General features: G+C 36.8%; 17 protein-coding genes and 1 other annotated feature. Of the genes, 3 read left to right on the forward strand and 14 right to left on the reverse strand.

Annotated elements, in window-relative coordinates:
• Window positions 1–14 precede the first annotated feature (14 nt).
• From MHB75_RS07320 to pilM, 3 genes are read right to left on the reverse strand one after another with little or no spacing between them, the layout of a single operon-like run.
• A complete protein-coding gene (locus tag MHB75_RS07320; RefSeq protein ID WP_141274219.1) occupies window positions 15–716 on the reverse strand; it encodes a hypothetical protein in 702 nt (233 codons plus the stop codon).
• Window positions 716–1,309 (reverse strand): hypothetical protein, encoded by a 594-nt coding sequence (locus tag MHB75_RS07325; protein WP_340996808.1) that lies wholly within the window; start codon window positions 1,307–1,309, stop codon window positions 716–718. The genes MHB75_RS07320 and MHB75_RS07325 overlap by 1 nt, the downstream gene beginning before the upstream one ends.
• A complete protein-coding gene (gene pilM / locus MHB75_RS07330; protein ID WP_340996810.1) occupies window positions 1,306–2,286 on the reverse strand; it encodes a type IV pilus biogenesis protein PilM in 981 nt (326 codons plus the stop codon). The genes MHB75_RS07325 and pilM overlap by 4 nt, the downstream gene beginning before the upstream one ends.
• A gap of 367 nt (window positions 2,287–2,653) precedes the next feature.
• Between pilM and MHB75_RS07335 the strand changes: the two genes are divergently transcribed.
• The gene (locus MHB75_RS07335; RefSeq protein WP_340996812.1) at window positions 2,654–4,198 is read left to right on the forward strand and encodes a hypothetical protein; all 1,545 of its coding nucleotides are present in this window, start codon (window positions 2,654–2,656) and stop codon (window positions 4,196–4,198) included.
• 71 nt (window positions 4,199–4,269) lie between these two features.
• Here the strand turns inward: MHB75_RS07335 and MHB75_RS07340 are convergent, their stop codons facing one another.
• Entirely contained in the window at window positions 4,270–5,514 is a 1,245-nt protein-coding gene (locus tag MHB75_RS07340) for a bifunctional folylpolyglutamate synthase/dihydrofolate synthase (protein ID WP_340996814.1), read from the reverse strand.
• 95 nt (window positions 5,515–5,609) lie between these two features.
• Between MHB75_RS07340 and MHB75_RS07345 the strand changes: the two genes are divergently transcribed.
• Window positions 5,610–6,476, forward strand: a complete 867-nt coding sequence (locus MHB75_RS07345) for an ATP-grasp domain-containing protein (protein WP_141274214.1) — start codon at window positions 5,610–5,612, stop codon at window positions 6,474–6,476.
• 7 nt (window positions 6,477–6,483) lie between these two features.
• Window positions 6,484–7,305: an ATP-grasp domain-containing protein gene (locus MHB75_RS07350; protein ID WP_141274213.1), complete on the forward strand. Its 822-nt coding sequence runs from the start codon at window positions 6,484–6,486 to the stop codon at window positions 7,303–7,305.
• A gap of 140 nt (window positions 7,306–7,445) precedes the next feature.
• Here MHB75_RS07350 and MHB75_RS07355 read toward each other — a convergent pair whose 3' ends face one another.
• The 10 genes from MHB75_RS07355 to lon all read right to left on the reverse strand — a co-directional run bounded on the left by MHB75_RS07355 (window position 7,446) and on the right by lon (window position 20,458).
• Window positions 7,446–10,094, reverse strand: a complete 2,649-nt coding sequence (locus tag MHB75_RS07355; RefSeq protein ID WP_068452239.1) for a valine--tRNA ligase — start codon at window positions 10,092–10,094, stop codon at window positions 7,446–7,448.
• A gap of 66 nt (window positions 10,095–10,160) precedes the next feature.
• Window positions 10,161–10,374 (reverse strand) — a binding site (T-box leader).
• 99 nt (window positions 10,375–10,473) lie between these two features.
• Window positions 10,474–11,766 carry a glutamate-1-semialdehyde 2,1-aminomutase gene (gene hemL / locus MHB75_RS07360; RefSeq protein WP_068452236.1) on the reverse strand — a complete coding sequence of 431 codons (1,293 nt, stop codon included), beginning with the start codon at window positions 11,764–11,766 and terminating at the stop codon, window positions 10,474–10,476.
• 2 nt (window positions 11,767–11,768) lie between these two features.
• The gene (hemB, locus tag MHB75_RS07365) at window positions 11,769–12,752 is read right to left on the reverse strand and encodes a porphobilinogen synthase (protein ID WP_068452233.1); all 984 of its coding nucleotides are present in this window, start codon (window positions 12,750–12,752) and stop codon (window positions 11,769–11,771) included.
• Between the two features lies 1 nt (window position 12,753).
• Window positions 12,754–13,512: a uroporphyrinogen-III synthase gene (locus tag MHB75_RS07370; protein ID WP_340996815.1), complete on the reverse strand. Its 759-nt coding sequence runs from the start codon at window positions 13,510–13,512 to the stop codon at window positions 12,754–12,756.
• Window positions 13,502–14,434 carry a hydroxymethylbilane synthase gene (gene hemC, locus MHB75_RS07375; RefSeq protein WP_068452227.1) on the reverse strand — a complete coding sequence of 311 codons (933 nt, stop codon included), beginning with the start codon at window positions 14,432–14,434 and terminating at the stop codon, window positions 13,502–13,504. The genes MHB75_RS07370 and hemC overlap by 11 nt, the downstream gene beginning before the upstream one ends.
• An 18-nt stretch (window positions 14,435–14,452) precedes the next feature.
• Window positions 14,453–15,283, reverse strand: coding sequence for a cytochrome C assembly family protein (locus tag MHB75_RS07380; RefSeq protein WP_340996816.1), 831 nt, complete (start codon window positions 15,281–15,283; stop codon window positions 14,453–14,455).
• A gap of 86 nt (window positions 15,284–15,369) precedes the next feature.
• Window positions 15,370–16,734 (reverse strand): glutamyl-tRNA reductase, encoded by a 1,365-nt coding sequence (hemA, locus tag MHB75_RS07385; protein ID WP_068452221.1) that lies wholly within the window; start codon window positions 16,732–16,734, stop codon window positions 15,370–15,372.
• A 145-nt stretch (window positions 16,735–16,879) separates the two neighbouring features.
• Window positions 16,880–17,485, reverse strand: a complete 606-nt coding sequence (locus tag MHB75_RS07390; protein WP_340996820.1) for a precorrin-2 dehydrogenase/sirohydrochlorin ferrochelatase family protein — start codon at window positions 17,483–17,485, stop codon at window positions 16,880–16,882.
• A 62-nt stretch (window positions 17,486–17,547) separates the two neighbouring features.
• A complete protein-coding gene (gene yihA, locus MHB75_RS07395) occupies window positions 17,548–18,129 on the reverse strand; it encodes a ribosome biogenesis GTP-binding protein YihA/YsxC (protein ID WP_068452215.1) in 582 nt (193 codons plus the stop codon).
• Window position 18,130: 1 nt separating this feature from the next.
• Window positions 18,131–20,458 (reverse strand): endopeptidase La, encoded by a 2,328-nt coding sequence (gene lon, locus MHB75_RS07400; protein WP_141274205.1) that lies wholly within the window; start codon window positions 20,456–20,458, stop codon window positions 18,131–18,133.
• Window positions 20,459–20,482 lie beyond the last annotated feature (24 nt).

Genomic DNA, 20,482 nt, shown 5'->3' on the forward strand with positions numbered 1-20,482 from the left:
GCGCATAACATCAATTATTTACTCACGGTCTTTTGCTCATTCGCTATTTTAGTTGTTTCTTTTTTACTTTTTGTTTCTACATAAAATGTTGTCGCTTGTATTTTTGCTGTAACTAAACCTTCTTTTTCGTTCGTATTTTCATACTTAACTGCATCCACAATGAATAAACGCGACAAATTTTCTATTTTATTAATAAAGCGATTCAAATCTTTTACATCATATGCACTCACAGATAAATCCATTGTTATTAACTTCAAGTGTTCTGGCTTTTTCTGATTTGCTAATGGAGAAATTGGTAATTCATTTTCATCTGCTTGGAATAGCTCTGCTTCTGTTAGACTCGTGTTTTTTTCATCAAGCACCTCTTTCGTCTCTTCTTCATAGTTATTAAAACGAATATTTGTTACAGTTGCTGAACTTGCATACTCCACTTCATCTAAAGCATCTACAATACTTTGTAAATCCGCATTTGCAGGAATTTTCGATTCAAGTGACTTCATCGTATGTGCACGTTCAACTTCTTTTTTTGCTTGACTTTGTTCAGTCGATAATTTCGTTAAGTACTTTTGTTGTTCAGTATATTTTTGATTAAGTGAATCGTATAAAGCCATTTCTGGTTTCAACGCATAGTAATATAATCCCACACCAACTGCTATAACGAGGAGAATGGATAATGTGTACACAAATGAATTATTTTTCTTCTTTTTTGCACGCATTATTTCGCACCCCCTGTTTTAGTAGTTGCTGATGGATCTAATGTCGTAAGAATACTCGCTTTGTACTGTGCATTCTCATTCATTGTCTGTTCTTCACCAACATTATCCACATCTACTTTTGTAAAAGTCGAAGCTGAATCAAGTTTTACTGTTTTGAAGATTGCCTCATTATCTAAATTACGAATAAATGTCGAAGCTTCATTTAAATTATCAAAATACACGATAAATTCAACCTGATCATCTTTATAATCTAACCCTGCTAATTCACCAGAACCTGGCATATATTTATTAGCGACTTCAATAATATTTGATATAGGTGTTTGGTATTTCTCAGCAAATTGTACAGACGTTGCAATCGCATAAGATGGATTACTTTGTACTTGTGTTAACGTTTTTTCTTCTGTTTGAATTTGTGTCGCTAACTGATCCGTTTTCTTCTCCATTTTCGCAATATCATTACTTAACAAATAATAGTTAATACCATAAAAAATAATTACGATAAGCAATAAAACAATAATGATTAGTTTCATTAAACTATTTTTTCTTTTGGGTGGATACTGATCTTGCGGCAGGAGGTTAATATTTGGAATCATACCATCGAAGCCTCCTTCATCTCTAATCCAAGTAAACTGCAATGTTTTAATTGATACGTTGTAAAAACTTCCCCTACTTGTTCATCTGTTATTTGAACTACTTCTAATGGGAATTTCACGCGCAATAACTCTGTAATCTTTGGCAACATTGGATGATCGCCTAATACAATGAGTTGTTGAACTTGCTTCATTCCTTTATTTAAAGATATTTCGTAAAACTGGCATATATGTTGAATTTCAACGAATGCATGACTGAGTTCATCCATATACATCTCAATATGATTAGACAATGTATGTGTAAAACTGTGTGCTTCTTGTTCTTTTAACATCCAATCTGACTGTGTTGTTGGAATTGTATGCGTGCGCAATAATTTAACATGATGATTTTCAACAATCGACATCGTCACTTCATTGATGGACCAATCTAATATCATCGATGTTTTTTCAGTATAAGAAGGCATTACTTTTTCTAATGTACGTAAGTTTGCTAAAGATTTAATATCGACTACTTCTGGGATTTGACCTAGCGATTCCACAACTTCAATAATTTTATCGACTTCATTACGCTCTGTTGCAAAAAGCATCGCCTCACCATCCGTTGGATCTTCATCATAAATATCAACAACAGGGGTTTCGAATGCTAAATGAATGGATTTACCAATTTCTTTAAATATATAATTATCAACTTGGTCGAATGTTGTTAAATTCTCTGGAATAGTAATTTGTTTCATTTCAATATCATGATTCGGTACAATAACACGTACATGATACTTTTTAATTTTCAAATTTTTTAAAGGGGTTTTTAAAGCGCGATAAAAAGCATCTGGGTCTAAAATACGTCCATGTTGTACGATTCCTTCCTGTAGAGGAATCTGATATGTACTTCCCTTCCTCAAATCGTTTCCTACAACCGCTAACATACTTACCATAAAGTCATTGTAAACAATAGACAAAGTCTTTTTCTTATTGCCTAACATTTTGGGTACCTCCTCTTTTTCTCTCTTTTAATTATACATTCCATATGTTACCACTTGGATACATACCCTGTTTTTTACATTACAAATACATTTTAAGGAAAAAGATAGAATTTATTTTTTTCTTTCATACGTTTTTTTATTATAATACTTTTAGTTTGTAAAATAAATATATTGCCCTAAAAATTAACAAGATAGCAGATAGCTATTGAGTACACTTTTTGTAAATTGTATGATGATTACGTTAAAAAAAACGATTATTACTATAATATATCAAAAAAAGAGCTAAAATAGAAAAAAATGGGTATATTATAAATAACATGATTTTTTACATACATAGAAAATAAATTGATTAACCGGGGTGAATTACGTGAGAAAAACAAACAAGCGACCTTTACAAAAAAAGAATGGGTCGCTCATTGCAATTTTATTAATTAGTCTATTCATTATTTCTGGCTTCATTGTGAACGAAGCAGTGGAAGGAAAAAAAATCCCTCTTGTCACAACAAAAGATACGAAAGGAAGTTATCTAGTTGCAAATGAAGGGTTAGATTATGCACGACTAGAAATTAAACAACAGATGGTAAAAATTTATCAAGATGTTCAAAAACGATACGAGCGATTAAGTCCATCTGAAAAAGCAGCCTTCGATGTAAAAGAAATTGCTCTTTATAAAATTCAAACTTTATTAAACCGTAAATCAGGTATCCCGAAAACATGGGACACACATCAAAAAGTAGATGATATACAGCCAATCTCTACCACACTCATTATAAAAGATTCAAAACCAAATCAATATACAATTCAATCGACTGGACGTATCGGTGGAGAGCAGACAAAATTAAAGCAACCCTTTCAATTAGACTTAGAAATGGATACAACGATGAGGCAAGGTCGCTATGAGCCACCTTATGCCATTCATGCATCCAAGGAAATTGTTGTCCAGAATGCTTCAAAGATTTGGGGATTAATGGCGAGTAAAAATCCACGCAATATTCAAATAGATGGTTCTTCTTGTCAATATGAAATAAACGGAACGAGTTATTTAAATGAATGTTTTAACGATGGGAATACAGAAGCATCAGATTTAAAAATTTGGAACGAGCAGAATTTCAATAATTTTTTACCAACCTTCCCAACGAATGAATTAAAAACAATCGATGAACAGCCATATAATGAAGAAGAAAAATATGTAACTGAAATTATCCCTAATCCAGACCCTGAAAAAAAAGATAAAAAAATCAAGTATTATTACTTACAAAATAGTGTCCTAACCGTAACGGATAAAACGCAAGAAGACTTTTCAATCGAAACACCTTATCAATTCACTTCTTCTGAAGAACGTCTTCAAGAGTTAACACTGGATGGTGTAGATACTTATATTGATATTGGCGACGGTGTACAAACTTTACGATTAGACACACTAAATTTAACTGGTGGCGCAAAACTTCATATTTTAGGTAGCGGAACACTCAAATTATTCATTCAAGAGATGGGTGAATCTGAAGGTAAGATTATAGCAGACGAGGCAAAAATCGCTACTTATTTCGATGGAGATGCTGCTTTAGAATTCTCGAAAAATTTCCGTAGTAGTGGTTTTATTTATATTAAAAAAGCAGATATCACTTTACGAGCAAACACGTATAAAGGTAATATTTTATCAGGTGGGAAGCGTGTTGTAATCAATGGCGGCAAATCAAATACAGGAAAATTATTACTCGCACCAAAAGCGAATATTGAATTAAAAGACAAAACAAACTTTAAAGGTTCTATTCTTGGTCAAGCCATTGTCGTTACTGACTCAACTGTGCAGCATAAACAGTTAAAAGACAATGTTAATATTCCGATTCAATATGCAGTATATGATAAACCGAAACATTTTGCTTTGTACGGACAAATTAAACAGTTTGAATAAAAGACAAAAAGTCAACACCATGCTACAAGCGTGATGTTGGCTTTTCTTATATTCAGTTAGAATAAAATTCTTCATCCTAATACTCGCTGTAAAATCGGACGCCACTGCGCTAAAAGATAGAGTGAACCTGTTACGACTACAGACCCTTCTTTTTGCTTCTCTTGAACAGCTTGTAAAACAGATGATGCAATTCGTTTTTTCTTTGCATGACTTAACTTCATTAATTCTTCTGGTTGCATTAATCGCTCTTGTTCACGCTCAACTGCTACAAAAATAAAATCGTCTGACACTTGTTCAAGTTCACGTAGTACCGCTTCTACATCCTTGTCTTTTAAAATCCCAACAACCATTGTCACTTTTTCGCCTTTCAATACTTGTTGAATGGTTTTTCGCAAGCTCCTTGCACTTGCTGGATTATGCGCTCCATCTAACCAAACTTGTGGAGCGAGTTGTTCAAAACGTCCTTCGAGCTTTGTAGTTGCTACAGCTTGTTGAACTCCATCTTCTACTAATTCAATATGCAGTACTTTCGCCACCTCTATAAATGCTTGAATCGCGAGTGCCATATTCTCTTTTTGGTGTTCGCCTTTTAGGCTTGGATGTAATCCTGACATACAGATTACTTCATTCGACCACGTATCATCTAACACTTTAAAATCTTTGCCATTTATTTTAATCGTTGCTTGTTGCATATGCGCTTCTTCTTCGATTACTTTTTGTGCAGCTTCAGGTATTTCACCTATTACAGCATAGCCATTCTTTTTAATAATCCCAGCTTTATGCCATGCAATCTTTTCTAGTGTATCACCTAAAAAATTCGTATGCTCTAATGCAATACTTGGAATGACTGATACAATGGGCTCAACCACATTCGTACTATCAAAACGCCCACCCATACCACTCTCGATCATCGCAAGGTCTGGTTTAGCTTGGCGAATGGCAATAAAAGCGATAGCTGTTAATAATTCAAATTCTGTCAATAAGCCACTTAGCCCTGCTTTTTTTGCTTCTTCGAACGCTCGATTCATCTGCTCTGGTGTAATCGATTGTCCATTCAACCGAATTTGATCGTGGACATTTTCGATACAGGGTGACATAAATGTTGCAGTCGTCAAACCATGTTCCTGTGCGATTCGTTCTATCATGCGAATTGTAGAACCTTTGCCATTTGTACCTGCGACATGAATGGTTGGTATAGCAAGTTGTGGATTGCCTAACTTCTCCATCGCTACTTGAATCGCTTCAAGACCAGGCTTAATCTCATTTGCACTCTCAATTTTGTATGTATTTTGATATTCTTCAAACATTGGAATCATGGAATTTTCCCTACCTATTCATTTTCTACGTAATTCGTGCTAAAATTTGTATTGATTGTTTTTATTATAACACTGTTATTCGGAGGTTTGAACGTATGAAGACATGCTGGATTATTTACAATGGTAGTCTTGTATCGGATAAATTTTTAGACCAAGCAAGACTCATGGCTGAAGCCTGTCAAAATCATGGCGTTCAACCGTTTATTTATAAAAATTATGAAATTCAAATGCATTCCGCTAAAAAGTTAGAACAAGCACCTGACTTTGTCATCTTTTTAGATAAGGATATTTTGCTCGCTACGTATTTAAAAAATCAAGGAATTCCCGTTTTCAATGATCCTGAAGTGATTGAAACATGTGACAATAAAGCAAAGCAATACATACAATTAGCCAAAGCAAATATTCGTATGCCAAAAACGATTATCGCGCCGAAAGTCTACCCTAAATTCACAATTCGTGAAAGTGGTTATTTTGAAGGTGTATTAGAAGAACTTGGACTACCCCTTATTATTAAGGAGGCACATGGTTCATTTGGTATGAAAGTGTATTTAATTGAAACACAAGAGGACTTTTTCGAAAAGGTAGATACACTACGTGGTGTTGACTTCATCTTCCAACAATATATCGCATCAAGCTATGGACGTGATATTCGTGTCAATACGATTGGTAATGAAGTCGTCGCTGCGATGTATCGTCACTCTGAAACAGATTTCAGAGCGAATATTACAAATGGTGGTAAAGCCGAAACGATTACATTAACAAAAGAACAGGAACAATTAGCGCTCGCAGCAGCCAAAGCTATTGGTGCTGACTTCGCTGGTGTTGACTTACTGTTTGATGAACAAGAACAGCCACTTGTATGTGAAGTCAACGCAGCTTCACATATTCGAAACATTTACAATGTAACAGGTATTCACGTGGGCGATGCATTCGTTCAGTATATTTTAAAAAAGTTAGGATGAGAAGATTTTGAAACGCGCATATCTTGTATATGACGCAGCTGATGCAAAAGTGAATATAGCCTTTATCGATCAGCTCGTCGTATCTGCAAAAAAACAGATGATTGACTTGCAACTTGTGCTGTTAAATGACTTCTCTGTTCCAGAATTAGTCGAACATTGCCAAGATGCTTGTTTTGTATTTTATCGTGCTCGTAACTGTGACTATGTTACTTCATTGGAACAAGCAAATATTCCGGTTGTAAATAGCAGTCACGTGAACGCACTCGCAAATAATAAATATATGACTTTACAATTTGCTCGAACACTTGGCATTCCAACTGTTCCACTCTATCAACAAGCTTCAGATTATGAGTATCCACTTGTATTTAAAACAATTGATGGACATGGTGGCTCAGAAGTCATGCTTTGTCAGGATGAACAAGAGTTAAATGCTTATCAAAAACAGTTTGAAAATCGTTTAACACTGGTTCAACCTTATATTGAATCCAATGCGACAGATGTTCGCGTTTGGGTGCTCGGTAACCGTATTATTGGTGCGGTTAAACGTCAAGGTCGTGCTGATTTTCGTTCGAATGTCACATTAGGTGGTTCGATTGAAAAATATGAACTTGATTCACTTCAAATGGACCATGTACTTGCGATGCAAAAAGCCATTCGTAGCGATTATATCGGTATGGACTTCTTACTACTAGAAGATGGTACATGGTTATTGAATGAAATTGAAGACCCTGTAGGTGCTCGTTCATTCTATGATTTATTCGATGAATATTTACCTGATTTACTCATGGATTATTTAGTGAATCATTATGTAAACGCAACAATTTATTAAAAAAGATACTGAGATAAAATATTTCATTTTCTTTTTAGAGTTCGCAACAAAAAACCAGAATCGCGCCACAGTGCGATTCTGGTTTTTATTATGCTCATATGAGACGGTGTTTTTACACATATGTCCCAGGTTATTTTTTATTACATTTCTTTTAGTTCTGCAATACGTTTTTGAACAGTTGCTTGTTTTTCAAGATAGTCTGCTTCTTTTTCACGCTCTGCTGCAACAACTGCTTCAGGTGCGCTTGAAACAAATTTCTCGTTGTTCAATTTACCTTGAACACGTTTTACTTCTTTATTCCACTTATCTAACTCTTTTTCAAGACGTGCAATCTCATCTTCTAAGTTGATTAAACCTTTTAGTGGTAAGAATAACTCTGCTCCTGAAATAACTGCTGACATCGTTTTACCTTCTGGTTCTACGTTTAAGCCAATTGTTAATGTTTCTGGGTTACAGAATTTTTCGATATATCCTTTATTCGCTTCAAGTACAGCTAATTCTACATCTGATTTTGCTGAGATAAACATTGGTACTTGTTTGCTCATTGGTGTATTTACTTCTGCACGAATGTTACGAACTGCATGGATAATATCCATTAATAGCTGCATGTTTTTCGCTTCTTCTTCAAAGTGAAGATCTTCGCGTACTGTTGGCCATGCTGCATTGACGATTGTGTCGCCTTCGTGTGGTAAGTGTTGCCAGATTTCTTCTGTGATGAATGGCATTAATGGGTGTAATAGACGCATCGTTTGATCTAATACGTAAGCAAGTACTGAACGAGTTGTTTTCTTCGCTGCTTCATCTTCACCATATAATGGTAATTTCGCCATCTCGATATACCAAGAACAGAAATCATCCCAGATAAAGTTATTTAAGTAACGACCTACTTCACCAAACTCATACTTCTCAGCAAGCTCTGTTACTTTTTCGATTGTTTCATTTAAGCGTGTTAAAATCCACTTATCTGCAACTGATTTTTCACCTGTTAAATCAATCTCATCATATGTCATGCCTTCCATATTCATTAATGCAAAACGTGAAGCATTCCAAATTTTGTTTGAGAAATTCCAAATCGCTTCTACTTTTTCAGTTGTATAACGTAAATCTTGACCTGGTGATGAACCTGTTGCTAAGAAGAAGCGTAATGAGTCTGCACCGTATTCTGCGATGACGTCCATCGGATCAACACCGTTACCAAGTGATTTCGACATTTTGCGACCTTCACCGTCACGTACTAAACCATGAATTAATACGTCTTTGAATGGACGCTCGCCTGTGAATTCAAGTGATTGGAAAATCATACGAGATACCCAGAAGAAGATGATGTCATAACCTGTTACAAGTGCACCTGTTGGGAAGTAGCGTTTGAAATCTTCTGATTCAACGTCTGGCCAACCCATTGTTGAAAACGGCCATAATGCAGATGAGAACCATGTATCTAATACGTCTGCATCGCGTGTCCAGTTTTCTTCATCAGCTGGCGCTTCTGTACCTACATATAATTCACCTGTTTCGTTATGATACCAAGCTGGAATTTGATGTCCCCACCATAATTGACGTGAAATACACCAGTCATGGATATTTTCCATCCAACGTGTATACGTATTTTCAAAACGCTGTGGCACGAAGTTTACTTTTTCATCTTCTTTCGCTTGTAAATCAAGTGCCTCTTTTGCTAGTGGTCCCATCTTAACAAACCATTGTTTTGATAAATACGGCTCAACTACTGCACCAGAACGCTCTGAGTGACCTACTGAGTGTAAGTGATCGACAATTTTAATTAATACACCTTGTTCTTGTAAATCTTTTACAATTTCTTTACGACATTCAAAGCGGTCCATACCTGCATATTTACCAGCCATATCATTCATCGTACCGTCGCCATTCATCACCATAATGCGTTCTAAATTATGACGATTACCTACTTCAAAGTCATTCGGGTCATGTGCTGGTGTCATTTTTACAACACCTGTACCGAATTCCATGTCTACATAGTCGTCTGCAACGATTGGTAATTCACGGCCTACGATTGGTAGAATTGCCGTTTTACCGATTAAGTGTGCGTAACGTTCATCATTCGGGTTTACTGCAATCCCTGAGTCACCTAACATTGTTTCTGGACGTGTTGTAGCGATTTCTACTTTTTCGTCGCTATCTTTGATTGGGTATTCCATATGGTAGAATGCACCTTGTACATCTTTATAAATTACTTCGATATCTGAAAGTGCTGTTTGTGCTGCTGGGTCCCAGTTAATAATACGTTCACCGCGGTAGATTAGGCCTTTTTCGTATAATTTTACGAATACTTCTTTTACCGCATCTGATAAACCATCATCTAATGTGAAGCGTTCGCGTGAGTAATCTAATGCTAAACCTAGTTTCGCCCATTGCGCACGAATTGTTTCAGCATACTCTTCTTTCCATTCCCATGTTTTCTCTAGGAATTTTTCACGACCTAAATCGTGACGAGATACGCCTTGTTCGCGTAATTTTGCTTCTACTTTTGCTTGTGTTGCAATCCCTGCATGGTCCATACCCGGTAACCATAATGCATCATAACCTTGCATACGCTTCATACGAATTAAGATATCTTGTAGTGTTGTATCCCAAGCGTGACCTAAGTGTAATTTACCTGTTACGTTTGGCGGTGGGATTACGATTGAGTATGGTTCTTTATCGCTCTCTGGTTGCGCTTTAAAGCAATCTTTTTGTAGCCACCACTCGTAGCGACCTGTTTCAACAGCTTGTGGGTCATACTTCGTTGGCATTGAAATTTCTTGTTCTGACATGTTTTCGTCCTCCTTCATTTCTTGACCATCCATTTTAGGCATAAAAAAAATCCTTCACATCCTCAAAAAAAGGACGAAAGAATTCGCGGTACCACCTTTATTCCAGCACAGTTGACTGGCACTTCATTGGATAACGGTCTCTAAACCGAATTTCGCTACTAAAATCTGTTCACGAAATTTGCTCATGGGCTACCTTCAGACATCTACTTGAGAAACTTTCACCAACCGTTTCCTCTCTCGACAAGTAAGAATGCTTACTCCTCCCAATCATTGCAATTGTTTATTTGAATAAGCTAATTGTATCTGAATTTATAGCTTTTAGCAATACAGTGCATAAAAAAACTTCGACACATATACCGTGCCGAAGTATCTCTTAAAATTAACGACGTAATTGCTTAAATACTTTTTGGAAAGCTGCAATTGTTTGGTCGATATGTTGTTCTGTATGCGCTGTTGATACGAATACACCTTCGAATTGTGATGGTGGTAAGAAGATTCCTTCTTGTGCCATTAAACCGTAGTATTCAGCGAATAATTCTAAATCAGATGTTTTCGCTGTATCAAAGTCGATTACTTTTTCATTTGTTAAGAAGTAACCAATCATTGAACCTGCACGATTCACTGTATGTGGAATATTGTATGTTTCAGCTGCTTCTCTAAAACCAGCTTCTAAACGATCCCCTAATTTTTCAAAGTGTTTATATGAATCCTCTGTTAAATGTTGAATCGTTTCAAGTCCTGCTGTCATCGCAAGTGGGTTACCTGATAGTGTACCTGCTTGATAGATTGGACCTGCTGGTGCGATTCGTTCCATAATATCACGACGACCACCGAAAGCACCTACAGGTAGTCCTCCGCCGATTACTTTACCAAGACATGTTAAATCAGGTGTTACACCGTAGTAACCTTGTGCTGAATGGTAGCCTACGCGGAAACCTGTCATAACTTCATCAAAGATTAATAGAGAACCTGCTTTTTTCGTCAAGTCACGTAAACCTTCTAAGAAGCCTGGAAGCGGTGGTACACAGCCCATATTTCCAGCAACCGGTTCAACGATTACTGCTGCAATCTCTTCACCGAATGCTTCAAATACTTGTTGAACTGCTTCTAAATTATTATAAGGAACTGTTAATGTGTTTTGTGCAATTGACATTGGAACGCCAGGACTATCTGGTAAACCAAGTGTCGCAACACCTGAACCTGCTTTGATTAATAGTGAATCACCATGTCCATGATATGAACCTTCAAATTTCAAGATTTTATCGCGACCTGTGAAACCACGTGCTGCACGAATGGCAGACATTGTGGCCTCTGTACCAGACGATACCATACGAATCATCTCAACAGAAGGTACACGACGAATCACTTCTTTCGCTAATTCGTTTTCAATACGTGTTGACGCACCAAATGATGTACCTGTTGTAGCAACTCGTTGAATCGCTGCTACTACGTCTGGATGTGTATGACCGATAATGAGTGGACCCCAAGATAAAACGTAGTCGATATAATCATTGCCATCAACGTCTGTAATAATCGCTCCATGACCTTTTTCCATAACGATTGGCTCTTGTTTAACAGCTTTGAACGCACGAACAGGACTATTTACGCCACCAGGCATTAAATCTACTGCTTCTGCAAAAACTTTACGTGATTCTTCAAAAGAACGTGTCATCTCTATTTCTCCTCCAACCAACGTGCTGCATCTTTTGCATGGTACGTCATGATTAAATCTGCACCCGCACGTTTCATACTTAGTAATGTTTCTAAAACCGTTTGCTTTTCATCCATCCAACCATTTAATGCTGCTGCTTTGACCATTGCATATTCGCCTGATACATTGTAAGCAACAACTGGCATATCATGGTTATTACGTACATCACGTATAATATCTAAATACGATAATGCTGGTTTAACGATTAAGAAATCAGCGCCCTCTTCAACATCTGAAGCTGCTTCACGCATCGCCTCTAAACGATTTGATGGGTCCATTTGATATGTTTTACGATCACCAAACTTTGGTGCCCCGTCTGCTGCTTCACGGAAAGGTCCATAGTAAGCAGAAGCATATTTTACTGCATAGGACATAATCGGTGTATCTTCAAATCCAGCTTCATCCAGCCCTTTACGAATCGCCGCAACAAAACCATCCATCATGTTTGAAGGTGCAATAATATCAGCACCTGCTTTTGCTTGTGAAATAGCTGTTTGTGCTAATAAATCAAGTGAAGGATCATTTAAAATACGCTCATCTTCTGACACAACACCGCAGTGACCATGCGATGTATATTCACATAGACATGTATCTGCAATGACCATGACTTCAGGATAGTTCTCTTTTACAAAGCGAATCGCTTTTTGAATAATCCCATGATCATGATAAGCTTCTGACCCAACTGCGTCTTTCTCTGCAGGTAAACCGAATAAAATAACAGAAGGAATACCTAGTGCAACAACCTCATCCATTTCCTCATGTAAACGATCTAATGAGAATTGATAAATTCCCGGCATAGAAGCGACAGGGTTTTTAACATTCTCGCCTTCCATTACAAAAATAGGGTAGATGAAATCTTCTTTATGTAGATACGTTTCTTTTACCATTGCACGCATCGTTGCATTTTGTCGTAAACGTCTGTGTCTTTTAAATTGTAAGTTTGTCATATTAAGATTCCTTTCTTCTTGCGATTTCTTCAATTACCTGTTGCATCGTGTATGTTTTTGGCTGGATAATATCCCATGCACCAAGTGCGATTAATGCTTTTTCGGTTACATGACCAATCGCTGCCACTTGGATTTGGTCCCAATCGTGTAGAGGTAATATTTCTTCAGCATATACACGCACAGCCGAGGGACTTGCAAAAACAACCGTACAATTTTTATGTTGAATTTGCTCTTTCAATTCTGGAATTGACTTTTTTGTTGGACGTGTTTCATAAATTGTCCATGTTTCTACTCGACATTTGAGACCATTTGGGATCGTGTCTTTCGCCATCGAACCTCGCATAAATAGACAGGTCGTCTCAGGCTGTAAAAAACGATTAAACTCTTTCACCATTGTATCTGCACTATACGTTGTCGGAACAAAGTGAATTGAAAAACCTGCTATTTCTAAAGCTTCGGCTGTTTTTTCACCCACAACTGCAATTCGCTGTTCTATCCACAAACTTGCATCCTGTTCGTATTGTTCCATTTTTCTAATGAATGCATGTACTGCATTTTGACTTGTGAAAATTAGCCAATCTACTTGCTGACTACGCTGCAAAAATAAGCCATCATCATTTGACTGTACATCGGCCACTTCAATCAAAGGTAAATGAAGTGCTTCTCCACCTAGCGCCTCGATTTGTGACTGAGCTTGACCTGTAATCGAGGTACCTGTTAACACAATGGTGTCATGTTGAAGCGGTTGATTATTGCTCATTTTGCTCCGCTTTTACTTTTTGAATCAATTCATACGCACCTTGCTCAGTCAGTTGTTTTGCTACTACTTCTCCTACTGTTTTTGCATCTGTGTGTGTGGCTTTTTCATGGTAGAAGACAGAAGCATCTGGTGCAGCAACAAGTCCTTCAAAATGTAATTGCCCTGCTTCATATGTTGCATATCCAGCAATTGGTACTTGACATCCACCATCCATCGCTGCTAAAAAAGCACGTTCTGCATGTGCTGTTTCCCAAGTCGCTTGATCTGTCATTTTTGCCAATGCCGCTAACAATTCGGCATCATCTGCTCGACATTCAATTCCTAACGATCCTTGTCCTACAGCAGGTACACAAAGATCAGTTGATAAATATTCAGTTACAACATCATCTGACCAACCAAGTCGTTTTAAACCAGCAGCAGCTAAAATAATCGCATCATATTCGCCAGCTTCTAATTTAGCTAAACGTGTGTCTACATTTCCACGAATCCATTTAATCGTTAAGTCTGGGCGTGCTTTTAATAATTGAGCACTACGACGTAAGCTTGATGTACCGACAACCGCACCTTCTGGTAAATCCATGAATTTTACATGATTTTTTGAGATGAAGGCATCACGCGCATCTTCACGTTTTGGAATACATCCAATAACTAAACCTTCTGGTAAAACCGCTGGCATATCTTTCATACTATGTACAGCGAAATCAATCTCTTGGTCGAATAAGGCTTGTTCAATCTCTTTTACAAACAAACCTTTTCCGCCAACTTTTGATAACTGTACATCTAAAATACGATCGCCTTTTGTCACAATCTCTTTGACCTCAAATTCAAACGGTGCACCTGTTTTCTTTAATTCTTCGATGAACCAATTTGTTTGAGTTAAGGCTAACTTACTTCTTCTTGAACCAACAATAATTTTACGCAAAATAATCCTACCCTTCTGTTAATACCAAAAATGGAAACCTGATAAGCTACTTCCTAAAAAGAAATTAATAATAACCAATAAAAAGGCACATATGTTGACCCATGCCAATCGAATTGAATGTAGTTGATCGCGACGATTCAATAACACAATTATACAATAGACAAACAATGTAATGAATGAACCGATGATTTTTACATCAAATACATTTAAATTATCGACGGTGATATAAGCCCACATAAACCCTAAAATCAGACTGATAAAAAGAATGGGAATTCCAATTACCATTGCCCAATTTGAACTACTTTCTGCTTGTCCAAGCGATGGTAGCCTCATCCACTGCTTCGTCCATTTTTTCTTTTTTAATACATTGTATAAAATAACGTACAATGTCGAAAAAACAAAAGATAATGAAAAAGCAACATAAGACAAAATCGCAAACATCACATGAATAAATAATAACTCAGAAACTAAATTCTCACCTACAGGTGATTGCGCCACTTGGTTTGGTGCAAATGTATGAATAACCATAAAGATAAACCCGAGAATATTAATAAAGAATACAGGTAAATCGGCTCGATAAACACAATGCAGTAAAATCGAGATGGATACTAATAACCAACTATAAAAATAAATCCCTTCAAATAGTGTCAGAATCGGGAATCGATGCGTTTGAATAATATATACAATTAAAAAAACTGATTGTAAAATCCAAACAACCGAAACAAACCAAAAAGCGATTCGACGTGACTTTGCATCTTTTTTTAAATAATCTACAAAGTAAAAAATTATCCCGATTGCGTATAGCACAACGATTGCTTCGTGCAATCGGGTCATTGCTAAATCGGTCATATACGACGCTCCTTATATATCATGAAAAAAACGCTCTCGCATCTATATTTTAACACATAGATACGAAAACGTTCTTAAATCAGCTCTTAAAAAGTAAATTTAGGTTCTGCAACGACTTCTTCTGCTACTCGTTTTTGATAGCGCTCTTCTGATTGTAGTTGCTGTTGCTCAATTTGAGCCTGTGTATCTTCTTCAATCCCAAAAATACGTTGGAACAGTTCCAATTGCTTCGCTGCATTTGGAGAACCTGCCAATTCTTTTGCTTGTAGAATTGGTTCTTTTAATAATTGGTTGACGATTGATTTGGTATGCTTACTTAAAATTTTTCGTTCACGATCTGTTAAATTCGGCATTTTATTTTCAATACTTTGCATTGTTTCAGCTTGAATTGTCGCCGCTTTTTGACGCAATGCTGAAATAACTGGAACAACGCCAAGTGTTCCCATCCAATCTTTGAATTCATGGATTTCTGTATCAATCATCTGTGTAATTTCGTTAGCAGCACGTTCACGTTCTGCTAGGTTCGCTTCGACAATTCCTTGTAAATCATCAATATCATATAAGAAAACACTTTGAAGTTCACTAATTTTCGGATCAATATCACGTGGTACTGCGATATCTACCATGAATAGAGGCTTCCCTTTGCGCATCTTCTCCACATAACGCATTAAATCATAATCAATGACATAATCTTTTGCACCAGTTGATGTAATCAAAATATCTGCCTCAAGTAATGTACATTGTAATTCTTGCATCGATTTCGCTGTACCTTGGAATTTATCAGCCAGTGTTTCTGCCTTTTCCATCGTACGATTGACAACAGTTACTTTTCCTACACCACTACCATATAAGTTTTCCATAGCAAGTTCGCCCATCTTACCAGCACCAAGAATGGCAACATGCGTTTTGTCCAGTGTATTGAAAATTTTCTTTGCAAGCTCAACAGCCGCATACGATACAGATACTGCATTTTCACCAATCGCCGTTTCGCCATGTGCTTTTTTCGCAAATGTTACACTTTGTTTAAATAAACGATTAAACAATGTCCCTGTTGTGCCAATTTGTTGTGCCTCTAAGAAGCTATGCTTTACTTGACCAAGAATTTGTGTTTCTCCTAGAACCATTGAATCGATTCCAGAAGTCACTTTGAATAAGTGTTGCATCGATTGATCATTTTCACGAATATAAAGATGATTTTCGAATTCTGCAACCGGCATATTAAACCAATTCGCTAAAAATTGTTTAATATAATGACGACCAGTATGTAGTTGATCAACGACAGCATACACTTCTGTACGATTACATGTCGAAACAATTACATTCTCTAATATACTTTTTTCATTTTGTAATGCTCGCATTGCCTCAGCTAGTGCTTCTTCTGTTATTGAGAATTTTTCACGAACTTCGACAGGAGCTGTTTTGTAGTTCAAGCCTACTACAATTGTATGCATGACGTCATACACCTCTCACGTTCTATAATTATCGTCTATGATTATACCATACTCTGTCACTTTATATTTACAAAGTCTTATATAATTGCGATTACTGTCATATTTATATACAATCCAGCATATTTCCAGAATCATTTTAACAAATTCAGTTACGTTCTTCAAACAGGTTGTTTACAAATTGTTGTAATGTCTCGTTTCTCTCTTCATCTGTCCTATGAACATACTCCTCATGCGTCACTTCTTCAAGTACTTCTTTTTGTCCCTTATACTGCATGCGTACACGCTGTAAAAAAGCAATATAGCTTTCATAATGCGCATCAAACTGTTGTGACAACTGCGCTTTAATTTTCTTCGAAAAAATTGGACTTGCACCGTTTGTTCCAATACTTAAAACAAAATCACCACGCTGTACAACTGCCGGTAGTACACCATTCCCTTTTTTTGCGTCATCTACTCGACAAATAATGGCTTGACTATCTTGTTGAATTTGTTCGTTCACTGTCGTTTGATTCGTTGCAGCTATCACTAACTCATATTGTGCTGCCTCACCTCGTTCATACAGTCTTTTATGTAATGGTATTTGTTGTTCCATTAAATAATATTCAAATTCAGGTAATAGTTGTTGCGCAATCACCGTAACTTGTCCTCCTGCTTCGACCAATGTACGACATTTTCGGTAAGCAATCTTTCCACCACCTACAATTAAAATGCGAATCTGTTCACTATTCAAATAAATTGGTATTTGTCCCATAGCAATCCCCTTTTTAGATGTGAAAAAGCAGATCAAGTGGTATCACTTCATCTGCTTATTCTTTACATACGTTTTTCAATTTCTGCCCATGCTTCATCAAATCCCATACCTGTTTCAGATGAGAAAAGAATGAGTGGGTCAGATGGGTCCATATCAAGTGTTTCTTTTACCACTTTTTTATGTTGTGCCCATTTTCCTTTTTTTACTTTATCTGCTTTTGTCGCAATGATAATGCAAGGAATGTTGTAATGCTTTAAGAAATCGTACATCATGCAATCATCGTCTGTTGGTTCATGACGTAAATCAACAATCTGCACAACTGCTTTTAATATTTCACGACTTGTAAAATATTCTTCAATCATTTTCCCCCATGCTTCACGCTCTGATTTTGATACTTTCGCATAACCATAGCCTGGAACATCTACGAAAAATAATTGTTCTTCAATTTTATAAAAGTTTAATGTTTGTGTTTTACCTGGTTTTGATGAAATACGTGCTAAACTTTTACGACCAATCATCTTGTTAATAAAAGATGATTTACCGACATTTGAGCGACCTGCAAGTGCAAATTCTGGATACCCGTCCTCTGGGTACTGGTTTGGTCGAACTGCACTGATGACCATCTCGACATTATGGACTTTCATGTTATTCTTTCCCTCCGTCTAACGCTATTTTCAATACCTCGTCAGCGCTTGACACTAGCTTAAATGTTAGCTCTTTTCGTACACTCTCTGGTATATCTTCAATATCCGCTTCGTTTTTCTTTGGAACGATAATCGTTGTTAAACCAGCGCGGTGTGCACTTAACGACTTCTCTTTTAAACCACCGATTGGTAGAACGCGTCCGCGAAGTGTCACTTCACCCGTCATACCAACTTCTTTACGGACTGGTGTCTCCGTAATCGCTGATACAAGAGCTGTTACCATTGTCACACCTGCTGATGGACCATCTTTTGGTACAGCGCCTTCTGGTACGTGAACATGAATATCATGCTCATCAAAGTAAGATTGCTCTACCTTTAATAAGTCTAATTTAGAACGGACAAAAGATAAAGCAGTTTGTGCAGATTCTTTCATCACATCACCTAATTTACCTGTTAAGATCAGCTTTCCTTTACCTGGTGTAATCGATACTTCGATTTGTAATGTATCACCACCAACTGTTGTGTAAGCAAGACCTGTTGCTACACCAATTGGATTTTCTTCTTCCATTTGACCATGCGACACTTTACGTTTACCTAAGTAGTCCGCTACATTTTTCGCTGTAATAACAACTCGTTTCTTTTCTTCCATGACAATCTGTTTCGCTGCTTTTCGACATACGGATGCAAGTGTACGCTCTAACCCTCGAACACCCGCTTCTCGCGTATAGTAACGAACGATTTCCGTTAAACCATCTTCTCTAAATTGAATTTGTGATTTTTTCAAACCATTTTCTTCAATTTGTTTAGGTGCTAAATGGTTTTTCGCAATTTGAATTTTCTCTTGTTCTGTATAACCGCCAATTTGAATGACTTCCATACGGTCATAAAGCGGTCCTGGAATACTACTTAAATCATTTGCTGTCGCGATAAATAAAACATTTGATAAATCGTATGTTTCTTCAATATAGTGATCACTAAATGTGTTATTTTGCTCTGGATCTAACACCTCCAACATCGCTGATGAAGGATCTCCACGGAAATCATTCGACATTTTATCAATCTCATCTAGTAAAAATACAGGGTTAATCGTTCCTGCTTTTTTCATCCCTTGAATAATACGTCCTGGCATAGCACCAATATACGTTCTACGATGACCTCGAATTTCCGACTCATCACGTACGCCACCTAGTGAAATACGCACAAATTCACGATTTAAAGAAGTCGCAATCGATTTAGCTAATGATGTTTTACCAACCCCTGGAGGTCCTGCTAAGCAAAGAATCGGTCCACGTAATGAATCTTTTAATTGTGTCACTGCTAAATATTCTAAAATACGATCTTTTACTTTTTCAAGGCCATCGTGATCATGGTCTAAAATATCTTTTGCTTTTTTAATATCTTTACGATCTTTTGTCTTTTTAGACCAAGGTAAATCAATCAACCAATCTAAATAGTTACGAATAATACCACTTTCAGCTGCTTGTGCTGGCAAACGTTCATAACGCTTCAACTCTTTTAGTGCTGCTTTTTCAGCGTGTTCAGGCATTTTCGCTTCGATGATTTTTTTCTTTAATTCATCAACCTCAGATATTTTACCTTCTGTTTCACCCAATTCATCTTGAATCGCCTTCATTTGCTCACGTAAATAAAAATCTTTTTGAGATTTTTCAACGGAACGTTTTACTTTTGTATGGATTTTTTTCTCCACATTTAAAATTTCCTGTTCATTAAAAATACGTTGAACAAGAATTTCCAATCTTTTTTGAACATCAACTGTACGTAAGATTTCTTGTTTTGCAACCATTTTCAATGGCAAATGACTAGCAATGGTATCAGCTAGTAAACCAGGCTCTTCAATTTCTTCTGATGTTTCAATGACTTCAGGGGAAATTTTGCTTGAAGCTTTCACATAGCGTTTAAAAGCATCTAATAAAGTACGCATCAACGCTTCTAATTCAACAGTTAATGTCGGATCGTCTTCAAATACTTCTACATCAACTACCGTCATTTTTTCTTCTTCGATATAATCAATAGCTTGCGCACGACAAATACCTTCTACTAATACACGTGAGGCGCCATTTGGTAGCTTAATCAATTGCTTAATTTTCACGAGTGCGCCCATACGATAAAAATCATCTGAGTCTGGTGATTCTTTTGCAATTTCTTTTTGTGTTACAACATATAGGATACTGTCATCATTTAGCGCTTGTTCTACAGCTGCAGTTGATTTTTCACGACCCACATCAATATGTAACAGCGTTTTAGGATAGATTACTAGACCTCTTAGAGGCAGCAATGGAATTCGATACGTTCTTAATTTTGTTGTCATGCAAACTTGCACCTCCACATAAAC

It is taken from the genome of Kurthia sp. FSL E2-0154 (assembly GCF_038003625.1).
GTDB lineage: Bacteria > Bacillota > Bacilli > Bacillales_A > Planococcaceae > Kurthia > Kurthia gibsonii.